17 protein-coding genes are annotated in these 15,351 nt (G+C 54.8%); 8 read left to right on the forward strand and 9 right to left on the reverse strand.

The features are described from left to right. Window positions 1-136 precede the first annotated feature (136 nt). Genes FCL49_RS11065 through FCL49_RS11100 form a run of 8 tightly spaced genes read right to left on the reverse strand, consistent with a single transcriptional unit; the run spans window position 137 to window position 7,676 of the window. Window positions 137-652 (reverse strand): MaoC family dehydratase, encoded by a 516-nt coding sequence (locus FCL49_RS11065; protein WP_174353628.1) that lies wholly within the window; start codon window positions 650-652, stop codon window positions 137-139. Further along, window positions 646-1,602 carry an ornithine cyclodeaminase family protein gene (locus tag FCL49_RS11070; RefSeq protein ID WP_174353629.1) on the reverse strand — a complete coding sequence of 319 codons (957 nt, stop codon included), beginning with the start codon at window positions 1,600-1,602 and terminating at the stop codon, window positions 646-648. Before FCL49_RS11070 ends, FCL49_RS11065 begins: the two co-directional genes overlap by 7 nt. Next, window positions 1,599-2,600, reverse strand: a complete 1,002-nt coding sequence (gene dmpG / locus FCL49_RS11075; RefSeq protein ID WP_174353630.1) for a 4-hydroxy-2-oxovalerate aldolase — start codon at window positions 2,598-2,600, stop codon at window positions 1,599-1,601. Before dmpG ends, FCL49_RS11070 begins: the two co-directional genes overlap by 4 nt. Further along, complete coding sequence (locus tag FCL49_RS11080; RefSeq protein WP_174353631.1) at window positions 2,584-3,471, reverse strand: acetaldehyde dehydrogenase (acetylating); 888 nt, start codon at window positions 3,469-3,471, stop codon at window positions 2,584-2,586. The genes dmpG and FCL49_RS11080 overlap by 17 nt, the downstream gene beginning before the upstream one ends. After that, entirely contained in the window at window positions 3,468-4,331 is an 864-nt protein-coding gene (locus FCL49_RS11085) for an HpcH/HpaI aldolase/citrate lyase family protein (RefSeq protein ID WP_174353632.1), read from the reverse strand. Before FCL49_RS11085 ends, FCL49_RS11080 begins: the two co-directional genes overlap by 4 nt. Continuing rightward, complete coding sequence (locus FCL49_RS11090; RefSeq protein WP_174353633.1) at window positions 4,328-5,551, reverse strand: 8-amino-7-oxononanoate synthase family protein; 1,224 nt, start codon at window positions 5,549-5,551, stop codon at window positions 4,328-4,330. Before FCL49_RS11090 ends, FCL49_RS11085 begins: the two co-directional genes overlap by 4 nt. Beyond that, window positions 5,551-6,405 carry a cupin-like domain-containing protein gene (locus tag FCL49_RS11095; protein ID WP_206194280.1) on the reverse strand — a complete coding sequence of 285 codons (855 nt, stop codon included), beginning with the start codon at window positions 6,403-6,405 and terminating at the stop codon, window positions 5,551-5,553. Before FCL49_RS11095 ends, FCL49_RS11090 begins: the two co-directional genes overlap by 1 nt. A gap of 44 nt (window positions 6,406-6,449) precedes the next feature. Beyond that, on the reverse strand, window positions 6,450-7,676 hold the full coding sequence (locus FCL49_RS11100; RefSeq protein ID WP_174353634.1) for an MFS transporter: 1,227 nt from the start codon (window positions 7,674-7,676) through the stop codon (window positions 6,450-6,452). A gap of 535 nt (window positions 7,677-8,211) precedes the next feature. Between FCL49_RS11100 and FCL49_RS11105 the strand changes: the two genes are divergently transcribed. The 3 genes from FCL49_RS11105 to FCL49_RS11115 all read left to right on the forward strand — a co-directional run bounded on the left by FCL49_RS11105 (window position 8,212) and on the right by FCL49_RS11115 (window position 10,549). Continuing rightward, window positions 8,212-9,429 (forward strand): M24 family metallopeptidase, encoded by a 1,218-nt coding sequence (locus tag FCL49_RS11105; protein WP_174353635.1) that lies wholly within the window; start codon window positions 8,212-8,214, stop codon window positions 9,427-9,429. A gap of 223 nt (window positions 9,430-9,652) precedes the next feature. After that, window positions 9,653-10,021, forward strand: coding sequence for a hypothetical protein (locus FCL49_RS11110; RefSeq protein ID WP_254611066.1), 369 nt, complete (start codon window positions 9,653-9,655; stop codon window positions 10,019-10,021). A gap of 327 nt (window positions 10,022-10,348) precedes the next feature. After that, the gene (locus FCL49_RS11115) at window positions 10,349-10,549 is read left to right on the forward strand and encodes a hypothetical protein (RefSeq protein ID WP_174353636.1); all 201 of its coding nucleotides are present in this window, start codon (window positions 10,349-10,351) and stop codon (window positions 10,547-10,549) included. 15 nt (window positions 10,550-10,564) lie between these two features. Here FCL49_RS11115 and FCL49_RS11120 read toward each other — a convergent pair whose 3' ends face one another. Then, complete coding sequence (locus FCL49_RS11120) at window positions 10,565-11,398, reverse strand: IclR family transcriptional regulator domain-containing protein (protein WP_174353637.1); 834 nt, start codon at window positions 11,396-11,398, stop codon at window positions 10,565-10,567. Between the two features lie 179 nt (window positions 11,399-11,577). Here FCL49_RS11120 and FCL49_RS11125 point away from each other — a divergent pair, with 179 nt between their 5' ends. From FCL49_RS11125 to FCL49_RS11145, 5 genes are all read left to right on the forward strand, one after another. Further along, window positions 11,578-12,264, forward strand: coding sequence for a 3-oxoacid CoA-transferase subunit A (locus tag FCL49_RS11125; protein ID WP_174353638.1), 687 nt, complete (start codon window positions 11,578-11,580; stop codon window positions 12,262-12,264). A 10-nt stretch (window positions 12,265-12,274) separates the two neighbouring features. After that, window positions 12,275-12,955 (forward strand): 3-oxoacid CoA-transferase subunit B, encoded by a 681-nt coding sequence (locus FCL49_RS11130; protein ID WP_174353639.1) that lies wholly within the window; start codon window positions 12,275-12,277, stop codon window positions 12,953-12,955. Further along, window positions 12,933-14,135, forward strand: a complete 1,203-nt coding sequence (gene pcaF, locus FCL49_RS11135; RefSeq protein ID WP_174353640.1) for a 3-oxoadipyl-CoA thiolase — start codon at window positions 12,933-12,935, stop codon at window positions 14,133-14,135. Before FCL49_RS11130 ends, pcaF begins: the two co-directional genes overlap by 23 nt. 14 nt (window positions 14,136-14,149) lie before the next feature. After that, window positions 14,150-14,911: a 3-oxoadipate enol-lactonase gene (gene pcaD / locus FCL49_RS11140; RefSeq protein ID WP_174353641.1), complete on the forward strand. Its 762-nt coding sequence runs from the start codon at window positions 14,150-14,152 to the stop codon at window positions 14,909-14,911. Window positions 14,912-15,044: 133 nt separating this feature from the next. After that, window positions 15,045-15,224 (forward strand): hypothetical protein, encoded by a 180-nt coding sequence (locus FCL49_RS11145; RefSeq protein WP_012145763.1) that lies wholly within the window; start codon window positions 15,045-15,047, stop codon window positions 15,222-15,224. Window positions 15,225-15,351 lie beyond the last annotated feature (127 nt).

Genomic DNA, 15,351 nt, shown 5'->3' on the forward strand with positions numbered 1-15,351 from the left:
TAGTACAGAACCCCCAGCCCTGAAGGACTATCAACCAGAGTTGCCACGCAGATCTCAGGCTGGGCAACAGCGCTTTCATTCATTGGTTTTTTCTGCTCATCCCCGCTGCGGTGATCAACGGGAATGAGCCAGGCATTTATTCCTGCGTGGATGAAGATTGGGCAGCAATATAATCCCGCCGCATAACCATAAATGACCGCTCAAAAGTAATCACCGTCTCACCGGTGGATTTGATACCCAGGGTTTCTACCGTGACAATGCCTTTATTCGGCTGGGATTTTGAAGGCCGTTTTGCCAGGATTTTGCTGGTGGCATACAGCGTATCGCCGACAAAAAGCGGATCTTTCAAACGCACTTTTTCCCAGCCCAGATTAGCCACGGCTCGGGCAGACAAGGCTTGCACGGTCATGCCGCTGACCAACGCCAGGGTAATGCTGCTGTTCACCAATACGCGGCCGTATTCAACCTGAGCGCCATAGGCCTGATCGAAATGCAACGGGTGCTGGTTCATGGTCAGCAAGGTTAGCCAGGTGTTGTCGGCTTCGGAAAGCGTGCGCCCCGGCCAATGTTTGATGGTCATGCCTGGTTCGAAATCCTCGTAGTCGCCACCGTGTTCTTCAACGTACTCATTTTCGCCAACTCGTCTTAGCATGGTCTCTTCTCTGTGGATGGATAGAGTGCGATCGCGGCGGCCGTGTCTTCAATCGCCAGCCCCACACTGCGAAACAAGGTTGTCTGTCCTTCCCCCGCAGCAGACTCGCCAAGAATGACAGCACCGAGCTCATTAAGATCTTCAGGCTGGAGGTAACCCTGCGTGAGAGCGGTTCGAACCTCCCCCGCGTCTTCCTTAGCGGCAGCGGCGGTTTCCACCACCACAAACGCCGTTTTCAGCAAGGCCGGATCAACCTCAATAGCCTCTTCATGGGTGCCGCCGATAATATTCAGATGTGCCCCCGGCGTTACCCAATCGGCCTCAATCAAGGGTTTGGAAGATGAGGTTGAAGTGGTGGTGCAGATGATATCCGCCCCCTGCACGGCTTCGAACACGCTATGGCAAATGGCAATCTCTGCCGTCGTCACCGTTCGCGCCCACTGCACGAACAGATCGGTCCGGGCCGGCGTACGGGAAAAAATTCGCACCTTGCGGATCGGGCGAACGGCAAGCATTGTCAGCAGCACTGCCCGGGCCTGTACCCCAGCGCCCAGAATGGCCAGGTTCCCGGCATCGGCATTAGCACACAGGTCGGTTGCCAAACCGGCCACTGCGCCGGTGCGTACTGCCGTTAGGCTTGCGCCATCAAGTAATGCCAGCATCTGACCGGTATTGATGTCGGTCAGCACCACCACACCGTGGATCAGCGGAAGACCATGTTCGGCGTTACCCGGCGTGAGCGTGGTAATTTTGACGCTGGCGACACCGCGTTTCAGCCAACTGGCCGGGCTGACCAGCATCTCTGAACGGCCATGATCCAGTAAGGTGCGCGGCGGCGATTGTTCTTTACCGCTGCGTAAATCCTGGAACACGTCACTCAGGGTCGTCATCACCTGTCGTAGACGATCAACCCCTGCCATTTCAGCGGCGTCGATGATTGGCAGGATCATGAAGCGGCCCTCTTCAGCTCGGCGACGACCTCTACAATCAGGTCTTCCTGTCCGGCAATAATTTGTCGTCGTCCCAGTTCGAAGAAGACATCGCGCGCATCCACCCCGGCGTTGCCGGCATGGTTTAGCACCGGGCTTTTGAAACCGGAAAAAACGCCGGCCAGACCGCTGACGATGCCCAGAGAGTCGATCATTGGCGGAACCACCATTAACTCTCTGGCGGCGAGATCGGCGGCATCAAGAAAATGATAGAGATCGATGCCGGTGTTGAAACCCAGGCGCTCCAATACCGGGATCAGCACTTCCAGTTGGGTATTGCCCGCCCCGGCACCGAACCCACGAGCGCAGCCGTCAATAATGCCGGCGCCTGCCTGAACGGCGGCCAGCGAATTCGCCACCGCCATGCCCAGGTTGTTATGCGCGTGGAAAATCAGCGGTACCTCTACCTGCATGCGCATGGCCGTAATACGTGCGGTGACATCCTGCGGCAAGAGACTGCCGGCCGAATCCATAATGCCGACCGCCTGCGCGCCGTAACCCACCAATAACTCGGCCTGCTCAGCCAACTCGGCCGGGCTTGCCATATGGCTCATCATCAGCACTGCATGAGCCTCCGCGCCGCGCTCCCGCAGCCAGCCCAGATGGCGTTCGGCCAGCGTAGCCTCGGTACAATGGGTACCAATGCGCACCACATCCGTGCCGTAAGCCAGAGCTTTGGACAAGTCGGCGATGGTGCCCCAGCCGGGCAACATAAACACCCCCATCTTGCTGTTTTGCAAAGACTCGCGCACGGTGGTCAGCATCTGTTCGTCACTCAATGCCGCACGGCCCACCTGATAGGAGGAAGCCCCCAGCCCGTTACCGTGGCCGACTTCAACTATCGCAACGCCGGTTTTGTCTGCCGCAGTGGCATAGCTTCGCAACTGCGCCGCAGTGAGTTGGTGTTTTACCGCATGCTGGCCATCGCGCAGGGTTGAATCGTTAATGAGAATAGTCATTGGCCACCTCCGCTTTATTTCGATAGTGCGCATACTGTTCGGCGACCAGAATGGCAGCGGAATTAATCAGGTCCAGGTTGCCCGCGTATTCAGGCATGACCTTGCTGCTGGCGGTCACCTCCAGCGAGATTGACGCTCGCCCTTCGGTCACCTGGATCGCCGTTAACCTATAGCCCGCCGAGAACTCCCGCACCGCCGCCGCCGCCGCAGTGACCACCGGGATTATCTGTTCTGCCGTCACGCCGGGGATATCGGCAAAAATAGTGACCCTGAACATGGCCGGTGGCGTTGCCGGGCTGATATTGAGGATCGCCTTGGTATTTGCCACGCCAGTGAAAGCGCTGAGCGCAATCTGGGTGGTTTCTACGTATTCGTCGATGTTGACTCGTGTCGCTCGCCCCAAAATATTGCTGGCTACGGTCGCCACCACCTCGATGTCGTTCATTTGAAAATGTCGGCTCAGGGCATGCAGGATGGGTATCGATGCCTGTCCACCGCAACTGATCAAACTGACATTGCGATCGGTCAGGGCTTCGGTACCGGTCACCGTGGGGACGATCATTTTCCCCAGGTGGCTGGGGGTCAGGTCGATCAGCAAAGTACCCAGCGGGCGAAGCAGCTCCCAGTGTTTGACATGCGACATGGCGTTAGTGGCGTCGAACACCACATCGAATGGCTTGGGAGCCGCCAAAATGGCATCTATACCCCCGGCACTGATCGGGCACCCCAGCTGAGTGGCGGCAGCCAAACCGGCTGAGTCCTTGTTGCGCCCTGCCACCAGCCCGCAATACAGCCAGGATGAGCGATATATTTTATTGACCAGATCCATACCTATGGCGCCGGTCCCTATCACTGCAACGGAGAGCGTCATGAGTTGCTCCTGTTAAAACGAGCAGCCCAGGCCTGGCCTAATCCCAGGGTGGTATGGGCCATGCGGGCGAAAGGTGGCCCCACCATATGACCATCCAGCAAGGCAATGCCCCCTTGCGCAGCCTTGACCGCCTCGGTAATGCGGCGCGCCGCCAATAACGCGCCCTCGTTAGGCCGTAAAGCTGAATTGATAGGTTCAAGTTCACTGGGGTGAACGGTAGCTTTGCCGTGGAAGCCCAGATCCCGGATGTTCTGGATTTCGTTAGCCAGCACCTCTGGTTCAGAAAGACGATAGTTGGCGGTATCAATGCAACCAATGCCGTGTCTGGCACTGGCCAGAACCATCGCCTGACGTGCCGCCAGCATCCCCGACCAGGTGATGGGCACGCCCAGCGTGGCCGCCAAATCCGCAGAGCCAAAAATCAGGCCATCGGCCACGGCCGCGACGTCATCGAGATCGGTAATGGCTTCAACGGTCTCTATCGTCAGGTAAATCTCCGGATATTTACCCGCAGAGGCAAAAGTCTCACGCAGAAAAACCACCTCGGCTGGTGACCTGACCATCGACATGACGATAAACCCCGGCGCGGTGCCGCCGCCACAAAGCATCACCAGGTCATGCAGCGCATCGACTGTACCCAGCGCGTTGATGCGCACGGCAATATTCGCCGACGGAGGGGCATTATCAAGCGCGGTGCGGCAGATGATCCGCCCTTGTGCCTTCGACGGGCCGGGAACCGAGTCTTCCAGATCGATCAGGTGGACATCGGCGTCATAAGTCAGCGCCTTGACTACCCGGTTGAGCGACAAGGCCGGCGTATACAGAATGCTGCGCGGAATAGCGCGTGTGTTATCCGTCATTGGGGAGCCCTTACTTCAGCCAGTATTTTGCACAAACGGCGAATTTGATCTTCTGTTTGCCCGGCACGCATCATGACCCGCAGACCGGCAGTGCCTTTGGCGACGATCGGGAAGAACACCGGTGAGACATAGAAACCGGCTTCAATCACCTGACGCCCTTCGCTGATCACCGTCTCATCGCTCATCGGCACCATTCGGATCGGATAGGTGTTGCCGCTCTGCTCGGTCGGGATCAGGGAGTCGAACAGCGCAATGTTGTCGTACAATTTCTTTTGCAGCGTCGGCAACTCTGCCGTGCGGTGAATTTCGGCAGAGGCCAGGCTGGCACCGATGGCCGCCGTGTTCAGATTTTGCGAATAGTTGAGCCCGCCGCCAAAGCGCTCGACCAGGCGTAACATCGGCTGTGAATAGCCGTTGAGCAGTATCGCCGCCCCGCTGGTGCCGAAAGCCTTGTTGAGCGTGACCACCATAACGGTATTCTCATTCAGAGCCGGGCTGTGTGAGCGAACGTAACCGATCCCACGTTCGCCATAGGCGGAAATAGAATGTGAATCATCGTAGAACACCATCAGCCCGTATTTGTCCTGCAGTTCGGCCAACTCTTTAACCGGCGCATAGCCGCCCAGGCTATCGCTGCCGTCAACCACGTAGCAGACCCGCTGGTATTTCTTGCAGCAGTCCTTAATGAACTCCAGATCGTGGTAATTGCAGGTAACGACCTCGGTTTCATCGGCACAGGCGGGTTTTGCCGCCGCCAACGACACATGAGCATGTTTATCGAAAATCATTAACGGCCGAACACCGTTGCCCAAATGTCCGGAGGCGATCAGCGGCAGCAACCCCCCACTGATGCTGCTGGCCGACACGCCACTGAGAACATCAGCCTGGAACAGTTCACCGAGCGATTCCTCCAGCTCTTTGAGCACCGGGAGCTGAACCCGGCTACGGGCGATGCAGTGATCCAGCACGCCGTAACGACGTACCGCATCGATAGCCCCTTCTATCACCTTGGGATGGGAGTCCAGATTCAGGTAAGAACAGCAGCTAAAATTGACAAATTGATGGCCACCCGGCGTGGACAGCAGATCGTTTTCAAGCCCGGCGACGATCCCTGCGAGTCCGTTCTGCTCTGACATATCCCAGAAGGGATTACCAATACCGATAGCTTTGTCGTTGTTGCGATATTGGTTGGTTGGCATGATCTTCTTGCGGCTGGTCATCAAATTCCTTCCTTCTTGGCAGGTTCGGGTTGATAGTTATAAATGCCTTTAAACTTACGATAGGCGGCCGTGTAGAGCGCGGAATACAAAACATAAGGCCTGCGCAGGATTTTCAGATCCCACAGCCAAAAGTTAACGTTGATATTCAGGTCGTCTAACGACTCGGCCTGATGCCACCAGCCCAGCGGCAAATACAGCATTTCACCGGGCTCCAGAATAAAATCGCGGCGCTGCGGGGATTTCGCTGCCAGCCGTGGGAAACGCTGTGGATCAATATTGTTAAAATCGAAGGCCTGCGATTTGTCGCCGAATCCCTTTAAGATAGAGCGCGGGTAATAATCGCGGCGGCCGGGTGGGTAAAGGATGAATCGTTTTCTTCCCTGCAGGGCAATATTAAAGTTTTCGAGTTCATCGAAGTGACTTTGGGTAAATACGCCGTGGTAACTTATCCATAAATTGGCCGCATTCAGACCACGACGGGAAGCCAGTAGAGAAAATGCATCGAAGCCGAGAAGAGTATTGATATCTTCTGGCCGGTGCATAATATTGGATACCACCCGGTACCAGGTGCTGTTGTCTCGCTGGTATTCTTCATTTTCCAAAAAACCACGAAGTTGAATTTTCGTGGTCTGCCATCGCTCGGTATTTTCCTTATTACTCGCTTCCCGGAATAATGTGACATTGTCATCACCTAACCGTTGAGCAATAAGATCATTAGCACTATTGCTGGTATCAAGCGGTAAATCAGTAATAATCACAGGAACGTCGGCTCGGAAAATAGCCTCCACTCCCATAGCGACAAATTGATTAAAGCTGATACGTGGAACGGGCATACCCGTGGTTAACTGGTTCACGATGGCCGTTTTCCTGTCTCGGTAATAAGAGTGAAAGAACCCGCTTAAATGGGGCTTGGCATGGATTTCTTACTGAGTAGTGATTGGCTGAACAGACTGGCTAATAAGGCGAGCATGCCGGCGGCCAGAGCGATCCAGGCGACCTGGGCAGCCCCTGTTTGATCTGAAAGTTGCCCGCCGACCGAAACGCCGAAGGAGAAACCCAGCCACCCGGCGCTTGAAAGCCAGGAAAACCCTTCGGATAAACAGCCTTTCGGCGTTAACGATTCCAACAGGTTACTGCAGGTGATTAATAACGGCGCCACCGATAGACCGGCAATAAATGCAGACAAACCCATAACGATCGGGGAACTGGTGAAAACCAGCGGAACAGTGCCTGCGAAAAGCGTGGCAGAAGTGAGCAACAGCAGCCGTGGCTGCGGGATAGACCAGTTCATGGCGCCATAGCAGAGCCCCCCTACCAGGCTGCCCCCGGCACAAATCGACAGCAGCACCCCGGCAAGAGTGGGATTGCCCACCTCTTTGGCAAAGGCGATCATCATTACATCAATCGAGCCAAGGAATATGCCTACCGCCGCATAGGAGACCATCAGGCTGCGCACCCAGACCATGCTAATAGCCCGGCGGTTTTTTTCGTCGACCTTCTGCACAATAACCGGCTCTGAACGTCGATGCAGCACCAGTGCCATCGAGCCACTGAAGGTGAAGATGGCACATAAAACCAAACCCGCAGCGGGGTGCAATACCGTGGCTAATACAATGGCGACCAATGGGCCCAACAAGAAAATAATCTCGTCGAGGACGGTTTCTAAAGCATAGGCGGTTCGCAGAGCCTCATCGGCGACCATCGCCGCCCAACGGGTGCGAATAAAGCCATCTACCGGTACTGATGAACAACCAATACCAATAGCCGCGGCCATAATCAGCCATAAATGGGCATTAAGAAACACCAGGGCAATCAGTAAAGCTATGGCGATAACGTGACAGCAACTGGTGACAATAAGCACTTTTCGCTGGCTGAATCGGTCAGCAAAGCCGCCCAGTATCGGGCTGGCCAAAGCCTGGGTAATCATTAAGGTTCCGGCGACGGTACCTGCGATCCACAGCGAATTGGTCGTGGCAGAAAGCAGCATAATGCAGCTGATAGATCGCATTGCTACCGGAAAGCGCAGCAATAAACCAAACAACGAAAGCGCAGCATGTCCGGGGCCGGACAGTAATCGGGTATAGGAGCCAAAACTGAATTTAGACTCGACGGCATTTGTTTCCATAAAGGACTCTCGTTAAAAATATCGCTTATACCCAGGCAATTAAATATACTCATTAGAATACATCCACCCACCTATTAGATTAAGTGCACGCAATAGAGATAATAATTTAATTATTCACACACAATGATCCGAGGGAGTGAAAACACGCCCCGAGATTAATTTCCCCCATACTAAATATGCACCCCAAGGTTTATAAATTTATTTAATACGATGGGCATTAAGAATTAGCAACGCTAATGAGTATTAGCAAGAGCATTTTTGCATCACATTAATGCGTTATTGCATTATCTAGATAATATAACCAGTTAGCGATAAAATAATGACCGAATATAATTTTTATTTCGTTAAACTCACCATTTTCGGCAAAACTTGTTGGCACTCTGGTGCATCGGAGTGCAAGGGCAAGAAACTGTGCTGTAATCGACAACTTTCTTATCTAATAAAGCCAAGTTTTGTTGCTGTGGTTTACTTATGATGAAGGTTTAGTGCGCAGGAACATTGGCCCTGACATTTGACACTATGCGAGGAGAAAAGCATGGCTACAGGCATTGGCGGTTGCACGACGCAACAGGCCCTGGAACAGTTGCAACCGTTAACGGACAATCCGCCTGAAATCGCCGCCGATGAGTATCGGCAACGCATTCAGCATGCACAGCGCCTGATGCGTGAAAACGGTATCGACGCCTGCTATGTCAACGCCGGCAGTAATCTACGCTATTTTACCGGCACTCAATGGTCGGCTAGCGAACGCATGGTCGGCGCGGTGATCCCGGCCGAAGGCGAAATCGCTTATATTGCCCCCTGGTTTGAGATTGGCACCTTCCAAGACGCCCAAGTGATTGAAGCAGAAATCTTTAGCTGGCATGAAGAAGAAGATCCCTACCGTTTGTTCTTCACCGTACTGGCCTCTCGCGGGCTGACGGGCGCATGCCAGGTGGCGATTTGCGAAACGGCTTCGGTCACCCTGTTCCTCGGCCTGCAACAATATGCCGGCGATATCCGGCTAATCAGTGCCCAGCCGATCACCGGCCACTGCCGCAGCCGTAAATCGGCGACGGAAATCGCGCTGATGCAAACCGCCAATAATATAACTCTGCGGGTGCAGCAGGCTGCGGCCAGCATATTGCACCCTGGCATCACCGCCAGCGAACTGATCGACTTCGTCGATAAGGCCCACCGTAAAATGGGCACCAGCGGCTCATACTTCTGTATTGCACTGTTCGGATCCGATAGCGCGTTTCCCCATGGCGTAAAGCAACCCAACCCGCTGCAAAACAACGATATCGTGCTACTCGATACCGGCTGCCGCTATAAGGGTTACCTATCCGATATCACCCGTACCTATGTGTATGGCGAGGCCAACGAACGGCAACGCTTCGCCTGGCAGGCGGAGCATGAGGCGCAGGCCGCCGCGTTTGCCGTTATCGCACCCGGTGTGCCCTGCCATAAAGTGGATGACGCGGCGCGCGATGTACTGGTCTCTTATGGCTTTGGGCCAGACTATCAGCTGCCGGGCCTGCCGCATCGTACCGGGCACGGTATCGGGCTGGATATTCATGAAGCTCCGTATCTAATCCGCAAACAGCAGCAACCGCTCGATGTCGGCATGTGCGCCAGCATCGAACCCATGCTGTGCCTGCCGGGTGAATTTGGTATCCGCCTTGAAGATCATTTTTACGTCACAAACGAAGGCGCACGCTGGTTTACCCCACCGGCCAAATCCATTGATAACCCATTTGATATAGCCGACTGATAATGCCCCGGGCGGCAATGCCGCCCGGATTTAAATATAATATTAATATCGAGCATGTTTAATAAAACCATTTAGTTATATAGCTTAGTGCAACCACTAATTAATTAAAGTTTCTCACCATTTGAGAAAAATAACTCTTGATATAAAAATAGTTGTGAGTTAAAAACTAATCGTCCCTTTCAAAAGTGAATATAACAATAAATTATACCCTCAAATGGAGTTGATGATGAAAACAATTGATATAGCTTTGCTAGACTCGATCGCCGGTGGCCGCGGTAATAATGGTGGTGACCGCACGGATAATGGCGGCAGAAACAGAGGCGGTCGTAACTCGAGAAACAATAATAATTCCGGTAATTACTATTCAAAGTATGGTAACGACGATTGTATTACCAGCATAATAGGCAACGTAGCCAAAGGTGCACTCGCAGGCCCATGGGGCATGGCTGCCGGACTGGCTTATGGGGCATTGACCGGCGGTTGCTTTAAAGAATCCGCTAAAGGCGGTGGTAATGTTGGCATGGGGCCAGGGGGCAACAAAAGCTCTGGCGGTTGCAAAGGGAAAGGCGGTTCTGATGGTTGCAGTTGGTAACCATCATTTTGTCCCCTTTTTATTTTAATTGAAAAGTTAATAACAAGCCTCATGAAAAGAACATACTGGACAATATCAGTTTTAATTGGGATGGTTTTATCCTCTATTTTATTGGCGGGTGCAGGCATCGGCGTTGATTATCTTTACTCTGCGCCAGAAAAAATATCAAAACTCATCGTTGCCGTGTTCTTTTCACTTTCCATTATTGTTTCTATATATAAAGTCATCTGTGTAGTTTTCAAAAAAGAATAGATAAAACCGCCCCATATATGAGAATATGCGTGGGCGGTTTATTTTTATGCTGAATAAATTAATGGAGCGAAACAAATGAGGAAAATAATCAGACCCGCAATTATCTTCCTGGCAATCATTGCCACGGCCCCTTTTCTTAGCGGTATCAGGGGCGAGACTTCTGCTTTAGGTTTCTCCGCTCCCTTGGGGGCCTCCACATTTGTCATTACTCTCGCCACCTTTTACGCTTTTGTCACCTTTTCATTAAAAGTCTTTGATTTTTTTGATAAAAAATAAGTTACCCCCAGGCGGTTACAGCAGCAGCGCCAGTTCCATTGCCGTGCGTTGCAGCTGTGGTAGCACCCGCTCGCGTAACTCCGCCGCCGAAATCTGCGAAGCATTGACCCCCACGTTCATCGCCGCCACCACGCCGCCCTTGCGGGAATGCATCGGTACCGCGATAGAGCGCAGGCCAATTTCCAACTGTTGATCGTTAATGGCGTAGCCTTGCCGACGCACTTTAGCCAACTGCTCACGCAGTTGATCGGCGTTGCTTACGGTGAACTCGGTCAGCGCTTCAAAACTCACCCGTGACAGATAATCGTCCAACTGTTCTTCATCCAGCGCGCTGAGCAAAACCAGCCCCATCGAAGTCGCGTAGGCCGGTAGGCGGCTGCCACGCCCCAGATCGATAGTCATAATACGTTTCACAGAAGCGCGGGCGATATACAGGATATTGTCACCGTCCAGCGTCGCCACCGAACAGGATTCATTCAGCAGCTTGCTGAGATAGTCCAGCGAGTTCTGCGCCGCTTTCGCCAGCTCGGAAGAAGAAAGATAGGCGTGCCCGATAGTCAGCACGCGTGGCAGCAGCCGGTAATGGCGGCCGTCAGGACAGTGCACAAATCCCAACGCACGCAGGGTATACAAGCAGCGACGCACTGCCGCACGGGGAATACCGGTAATTTGGCTGATTTCAGAAACCGACATTTGTGAATACTGCGGCTGGAAAGCCTGCAGCACCTCCAGTCCTCTGGCCAACGACGCCATAAAATTGGGATCGCCCTTATATTGATCGTTGCTTAACTCCCCGATCTCCTGCAACCGACGCAGTTCTCCAGCACCAGACTCCGACGCATCACTCATCCTGACCTCCGACTCAATATAGTTATCCGTATCACAGAATTGATAACCAAAAGATTAATGTTTCGATAATCGCACAATACGCTGATATTCGCACTTGTCGCTGTTTTTTTCATCCCTTAAGGTAAATCCAGGCCCATAAGCGTCACGCAGAAATGACCGTTGCACAATCAGGAGAGCAGATGATCGATAAATACGTGGCGTCCATCGATGCCGCCGTCGCCGATATTCCCGATGGCGCGACCATTATGGTCGGCGGGTTTGGCCCGGCGGGTCAGCCCTATGCGCTGCTGGACGCCCTGACCCGCCATCAGCCACGCGGGCTAACATTGATCAGCAATAATGCTGGTAACGGGGATTTTGGTTTGGCGGCGCTGCTAAAAGCCGGCTGTGTACGCAAGGTTATCTGTTCATTCCCGCGCCAGTCGGACTCCTGGGTATTTGATGATTTGTATCGCCGTGGCGAACTGGATCTGGAGCTGATCCCGCAGGGTAATCTGGCGGCACGCATTCAGGCCGCAGGTTCGGGGCTTGGCGGTTTTTACACCCCGACCGGCTACGGCACCGAGCTGGCGCAAGGTAAAGAAACGCGCGAGATCGACGGCAAACACTATGTGTTCGAGCTACCGCTGAAGGCCGATTTCGCGTTGATCAAGGCCGATAAAGCCGATCGCTGGGGTAACCTGCTATACAACAAAACCGGGCGCAACTTCGGGCCGATTATGGCCATGGCGGCCGCCTGCACCATTGCCGAAGTCAACCGCATGGTGCCACTGGGGGAGTTGGATCCTGAAAATATCATTACGCCGGGGATCTTCGTGCAACGCCTGGTGACTACGCCCAATCACTCTGCGCAACCCTCGGCTTAAGGAGCGCCCCATGACCAAACTCACTCATCAACAGCTGGCCGAACGTATTGCACGCGATATCCCGGAAGGGGCCTACGTCAACCTGGGCATTGGTATCCCAACCCAGATAGCCAACTACCTGCCGGCGGATAAAGAGATCTTCCTGCACAGCGAAAATGGCATTCTCGGCATGGGTCCGGCACCGGCGGCCGGTTTGGAAGATCCCGAACTGATCAACGCCGGCAAACAGCCGGTCACCCTGCTGAAAGGCGGCTGTTTTTTCCACCACGGCGACTCTTTTGCCATGATGCGCGGCGGTCACCTGGATATCTGCGTACTCGGTGCTTATCAGGTCTCTGAACGCGGTGACCTGGCCAACTGGAGTACCGGCGCACCGGGGGCGATCCCGGCGGTCGGCGGTGCGATGGATCTGGCGATTGGTGCCCGTCAGGTGTTTGTGATGACCGAACACCTGACCAAAAAAGGCGAATGCAAAATTGTTCGCCATTGTACCTATCCCCTGACCGGCGTCGGCTGTATTGATCGCATCTACAGCGATCTGGCGGTGATGGACGTGACTTCTCAGGGTCTGGTGGTCCGCGAAATATTCGGCGGGCTGACCCCGCAGCAATTGCAAGCAGTCACCCCGGTCGAACTGACCTTTGCCCTTCAGCATGGAGAACCGCCGCATGATCCCCGCCTACCTGTGTGACGCCGTCCGCACGCCTTTTGGCCGATTGAACGGCACCCTGGCCAGCGTTCGCGCCGACGACCTGGCCGCCCTGCCGCTCAAAGCGTTGCAGGCACGCCACCCACAACTTGACTGGGCGGCAGTGGACGACGTGCTGCTCGGCTGTGCCAATCAGGCCGGAGAGGATAACCGCAACGTGGCGCGCATGGCGTTGCTGCTGGCCGGGCTGCCGGTACAGATCCCCGGTTGTACCCTCAACCGCCTGTGCGGCTCCAGTCTGGACGCCGTGGCAATGGCGGCCCGTGCGATCAAAACCGGCGAAAGTGAACTGATGATCGCCGGCGGCGTAGAAAGCATGTCCCGGGCCCCTTTCGTGATGGGCAAGGCGGAAAGCGCCTTCAGCAGAATGATGAAACTGGAAGACACCACCATGGGCTGGCGGTTTATCAACCCACAGATGCAGGCGTTATATGGCGTGGAGTCGATGCCGCAAACCGCCGAAAACGTCGCCCTCAAGTTCGGAATTAACCGCCAGGATCAGGACGCCTTTGCCCTGCGCAGCCAGCAGCGCACCGGAGCCGCGCAGGAAAGCGGCTTTTTCGCCGAGCAGTTGATTGAAGTCAGCATTGCGCAGAAAAAAGGTGAACCCTTACTGTTCACTAAGGACGAACACCCGCGCGCCACCACGCTGGAAGCCCTGTCGAAGCTCAAACCGGTGGTTAACCCTCAGGGAACGGTTACCGCCGGTAATGCTTCCGGGCTGAACGACGGTGCCTGCGCGCTGCTGCTGGCCAGTGAAACCGGGATGACTCGCCACGGCCTGCAACCCATGGCCCGTATTATCGCCAGCGCCGTTACCGGTATTGAGCCTTCAATTATGGGCTTTGCCCCGGCTCAAGCGGTACGCAAGGTATTAAAAATTGCCGGGCTGAGCCTCGACCAAATGGACGTGATTGAGCTTAACGAAGCTTTTGCGGCGCAGGCATTGGCGGTGACGCGTGAACTGGGGCTGAGCGACGCCGCCGCGCAGGTGAATCCCAATGGCGGTGCGATCGCCCTCGGCCATCCGCTGGGTGCTTCCGGTGGCAGACTGGTGATGAATGCCGCCTGGCAATTGCAAAAGACGCGCGGCCGCTATGGCTTGTGCACTATGTGTATTGGCGTCGGCCAGGGCATTGCACTGATTATCGAACGAGTATGAAACGGAGAAACAGCATGGATATCGACTATCGCCTTGATGGCCGCGCCGGAGCGCCACTGCTGGTGCTGTCCAACTCGCTCGGTACCACCTTCGACATGTGGCAGGCGCAACTGCCGGCGCTGAGCGAGCACTTTCACGTCTTGCGCTATAACCAGCGCGGGCACGGTACCACACCCTTGCCAAGGCATCCGCTGCAGCTTGAGGATCTGGGCCGGGATGTGATCGCCCTGCTCGACCATCTGGATGCGCCAAGCGCCCACTTTTGCGGCATTTCGATGGGCGGGCTGACCGGGTTATGGCTCAACCGCTACCACCCGCAACGCATCAGGCGACTGGTGGTCGCCAATACTGCCGCCCGCATCGGCAGTGCCGAAGGCTGGCAACAACGCGCCCAGCAGGTTCGCCACTCCGGGCTGGCGCCGATCGCCGCGGCCTCTCCCGCTCGCTGGTTCAGCGAAGCTTTTTTACAGCAGCATCCTGAACGGGTTGCCCCACTGGTCGCCGGGCTGGCGGCCGGTAATGCAGAAGGTTATGCCGCCTGCTGCGATGCACTGGCGCTGGCGGATCTCCGCACGGAGGTCGTTTCCATGACGCGGCCAATGAGGGTGATTGCCGGGGAACTGGATCCGGTGACTACGGTGGCGGACGCCGAATTCCTGGTTGCCAACGCCCCCCATGCCGAACTGCAACGCTTGCCGGCTTCGCATATCTCCAATATTGCCTGCCCGGATCTCTTCAACCGCAGCGTTATCGAGTTCCTGTCTGAGAAGATTTGATACGGTGATAAGTATGCCGAAACGGCAGGTTAAGTTTTAGCTATCGAATCCATACGCCAAAGCGTCTGTTCATTATGTGCTCTTTGGTTACAATCGTTAGCACTGAAATCCACCGTTTCGAGGACTAACCACTATGTACAACTTCTCACGTTATCAGGCAAAAGAACTGGCGCTGGCTTATATGAGCGGCAAAAAACACGATCTGTCCCCGCAGGAGTTTCTGCAGCAACTGAAAAGCAGCGAGAAATCATTCGACTATCTGTTGAAGCACGGCAGCGAACAGCCGCGCGAAGTGTTGGTACAAAGCTTCTGAAAACCCACTCATAACCGCCCCCCCCGCTTCGCCGGTGGCGAGCCTTCTGGCCCGCGTATTCCCGGCTGAACAACTCAGACCAACCCACATTGGACTTCGTTTTTTCGCATTGAGAGACGAATAACTG

The sequence above is a fragment of the Serratia proteamaculans genome, assembly GCF_013337185.1.
In the GTDB taxonomy this organism is placed as follows: Bacteria; Pseudomonadota; Gammaproteobacteria; order Enterobacterales; family Enterobacteriaceae; genus Serratia; species Serratia proteamaculans_D.

What these genes read in the sequence shown, in the direction of transcription:
- FCL49_RS11130 (WP_174353639.1), top strand. Translation starts at nt 12,275, where the DNA reads ATGACCAAACTCACTCATCAACAGCTGGCCGAACGTATTGCACGCGAT.
- FCL49_RS11080 (WP_174353631.1), bottom strand. Translation starts at nt 3,471, where the DNA reads ATGACGCTCTCCGTTGCAGTGATAGGGACCGGCGCCATAGGTATGGAT.
- dmpG (WP_174353630.1), bottom strand. Translation starts at nt 2,600, where the DNA reads ATGACTATTCTCATTAACGATTCAACCCTGCGCGATGGCCAGCATGCG.
- FCL49_RS11145 (WP_012145763.1), top strand. Translation starts at nt 15,045, where the DNA reads ATGTACAACTTCTCACGTTATCAGGCAAAAGAACTGGCGCTGGCTTAT.
- FCL49_RS11070 (WP_174353629.1), bottom strand. Translation starts at nt 1,602, where the DNA reads ATGATCCTGCCAATCATCGACGCCGCTGAAATGGCAGGGGTTGATCGT.
- FCL49_RS11120 (WP_174353637.1), bottom strand. Translation starts at nt 11,398, where the DNA reads ATGAGTGATGCGTCGGAGTCTGGTGCTGGAGAACTGCGTCGGTTGCAG.
- FCL49_RS11065 (WP_174353628.1), bottom strand. Translation starts at nt 652, where the DNA reads ATGCTAAGACGAGTTGGCGAAAATGAGTACGTTGAAGAACACGGTGGC.
- FCL49_RS11125 (WP_174353638.1), top strand. Translation starts at nt 11,578, where the DNA reads ATGATCGATAAATACGTGGCGTCCATCGATGCCGCCGTCGCCGATATT.
- FCL49_RS11100 (WP_174353634.1), bottom strand. Translation starts at nt 7,676, where the DNA reads ATGGAAACAAATGCCGTCGAGTCTAAATTCAGTTTTGGCTCCTATACC.
- FCL49_RS11110 (WP_254611066.1), top strand. Translation starts at nt 9,653, where the DNA reads ATGATGAAAACAATTGATATAGCTTTGCTAGACTCGATCGCCGGTGGC.
- FCL49_RS11085 (WP_174353632.1), bottom strand. Translation starts at nt 4,331, where the DNA reads ATGACGGATAACACACGCGCTATTCCGCGCAGCATTCTGTATACGCCG.
- FCL49_RS11115 (WP_174353636.1), top strand. Translation starts at nt 10,349, where the DNA reads ATGAGGAAAATAATCAGACCCGCAATTATCTTCCTGGCAATCATTGCC.
- FCL49_RS11090 (WP_174353633.1), bottom strand. Translation starts at nt 5,551, where the DNA reads ATGACCAGCCGCAAGAAGATCATGCCAACCAACCAATATCGCAACAAC.
- pcaF (WP_174353640.1), top strand. Translation starts at nt 12,933, where the DNA reads ATGATCCCCGCCTACCTGTGTGACGCCGTCCGCACGCCTTTTGGCCGA.
- pcaD (WP_174353641.1), top strand. Translation starts at nt 14,150, where the DNA reads ATGGATATCGACTATCGCCTTGATGGCCGCGCCGGAGCGCCACTGCTG.
- FCL49_RS11105 (WP_174353635.1), top strand. Translation starts at nt 8,212, where the DNA reads ATGGCTACAGGCATTGGCGGTTGCACGACGCAACAGGCCCTGGAACAG.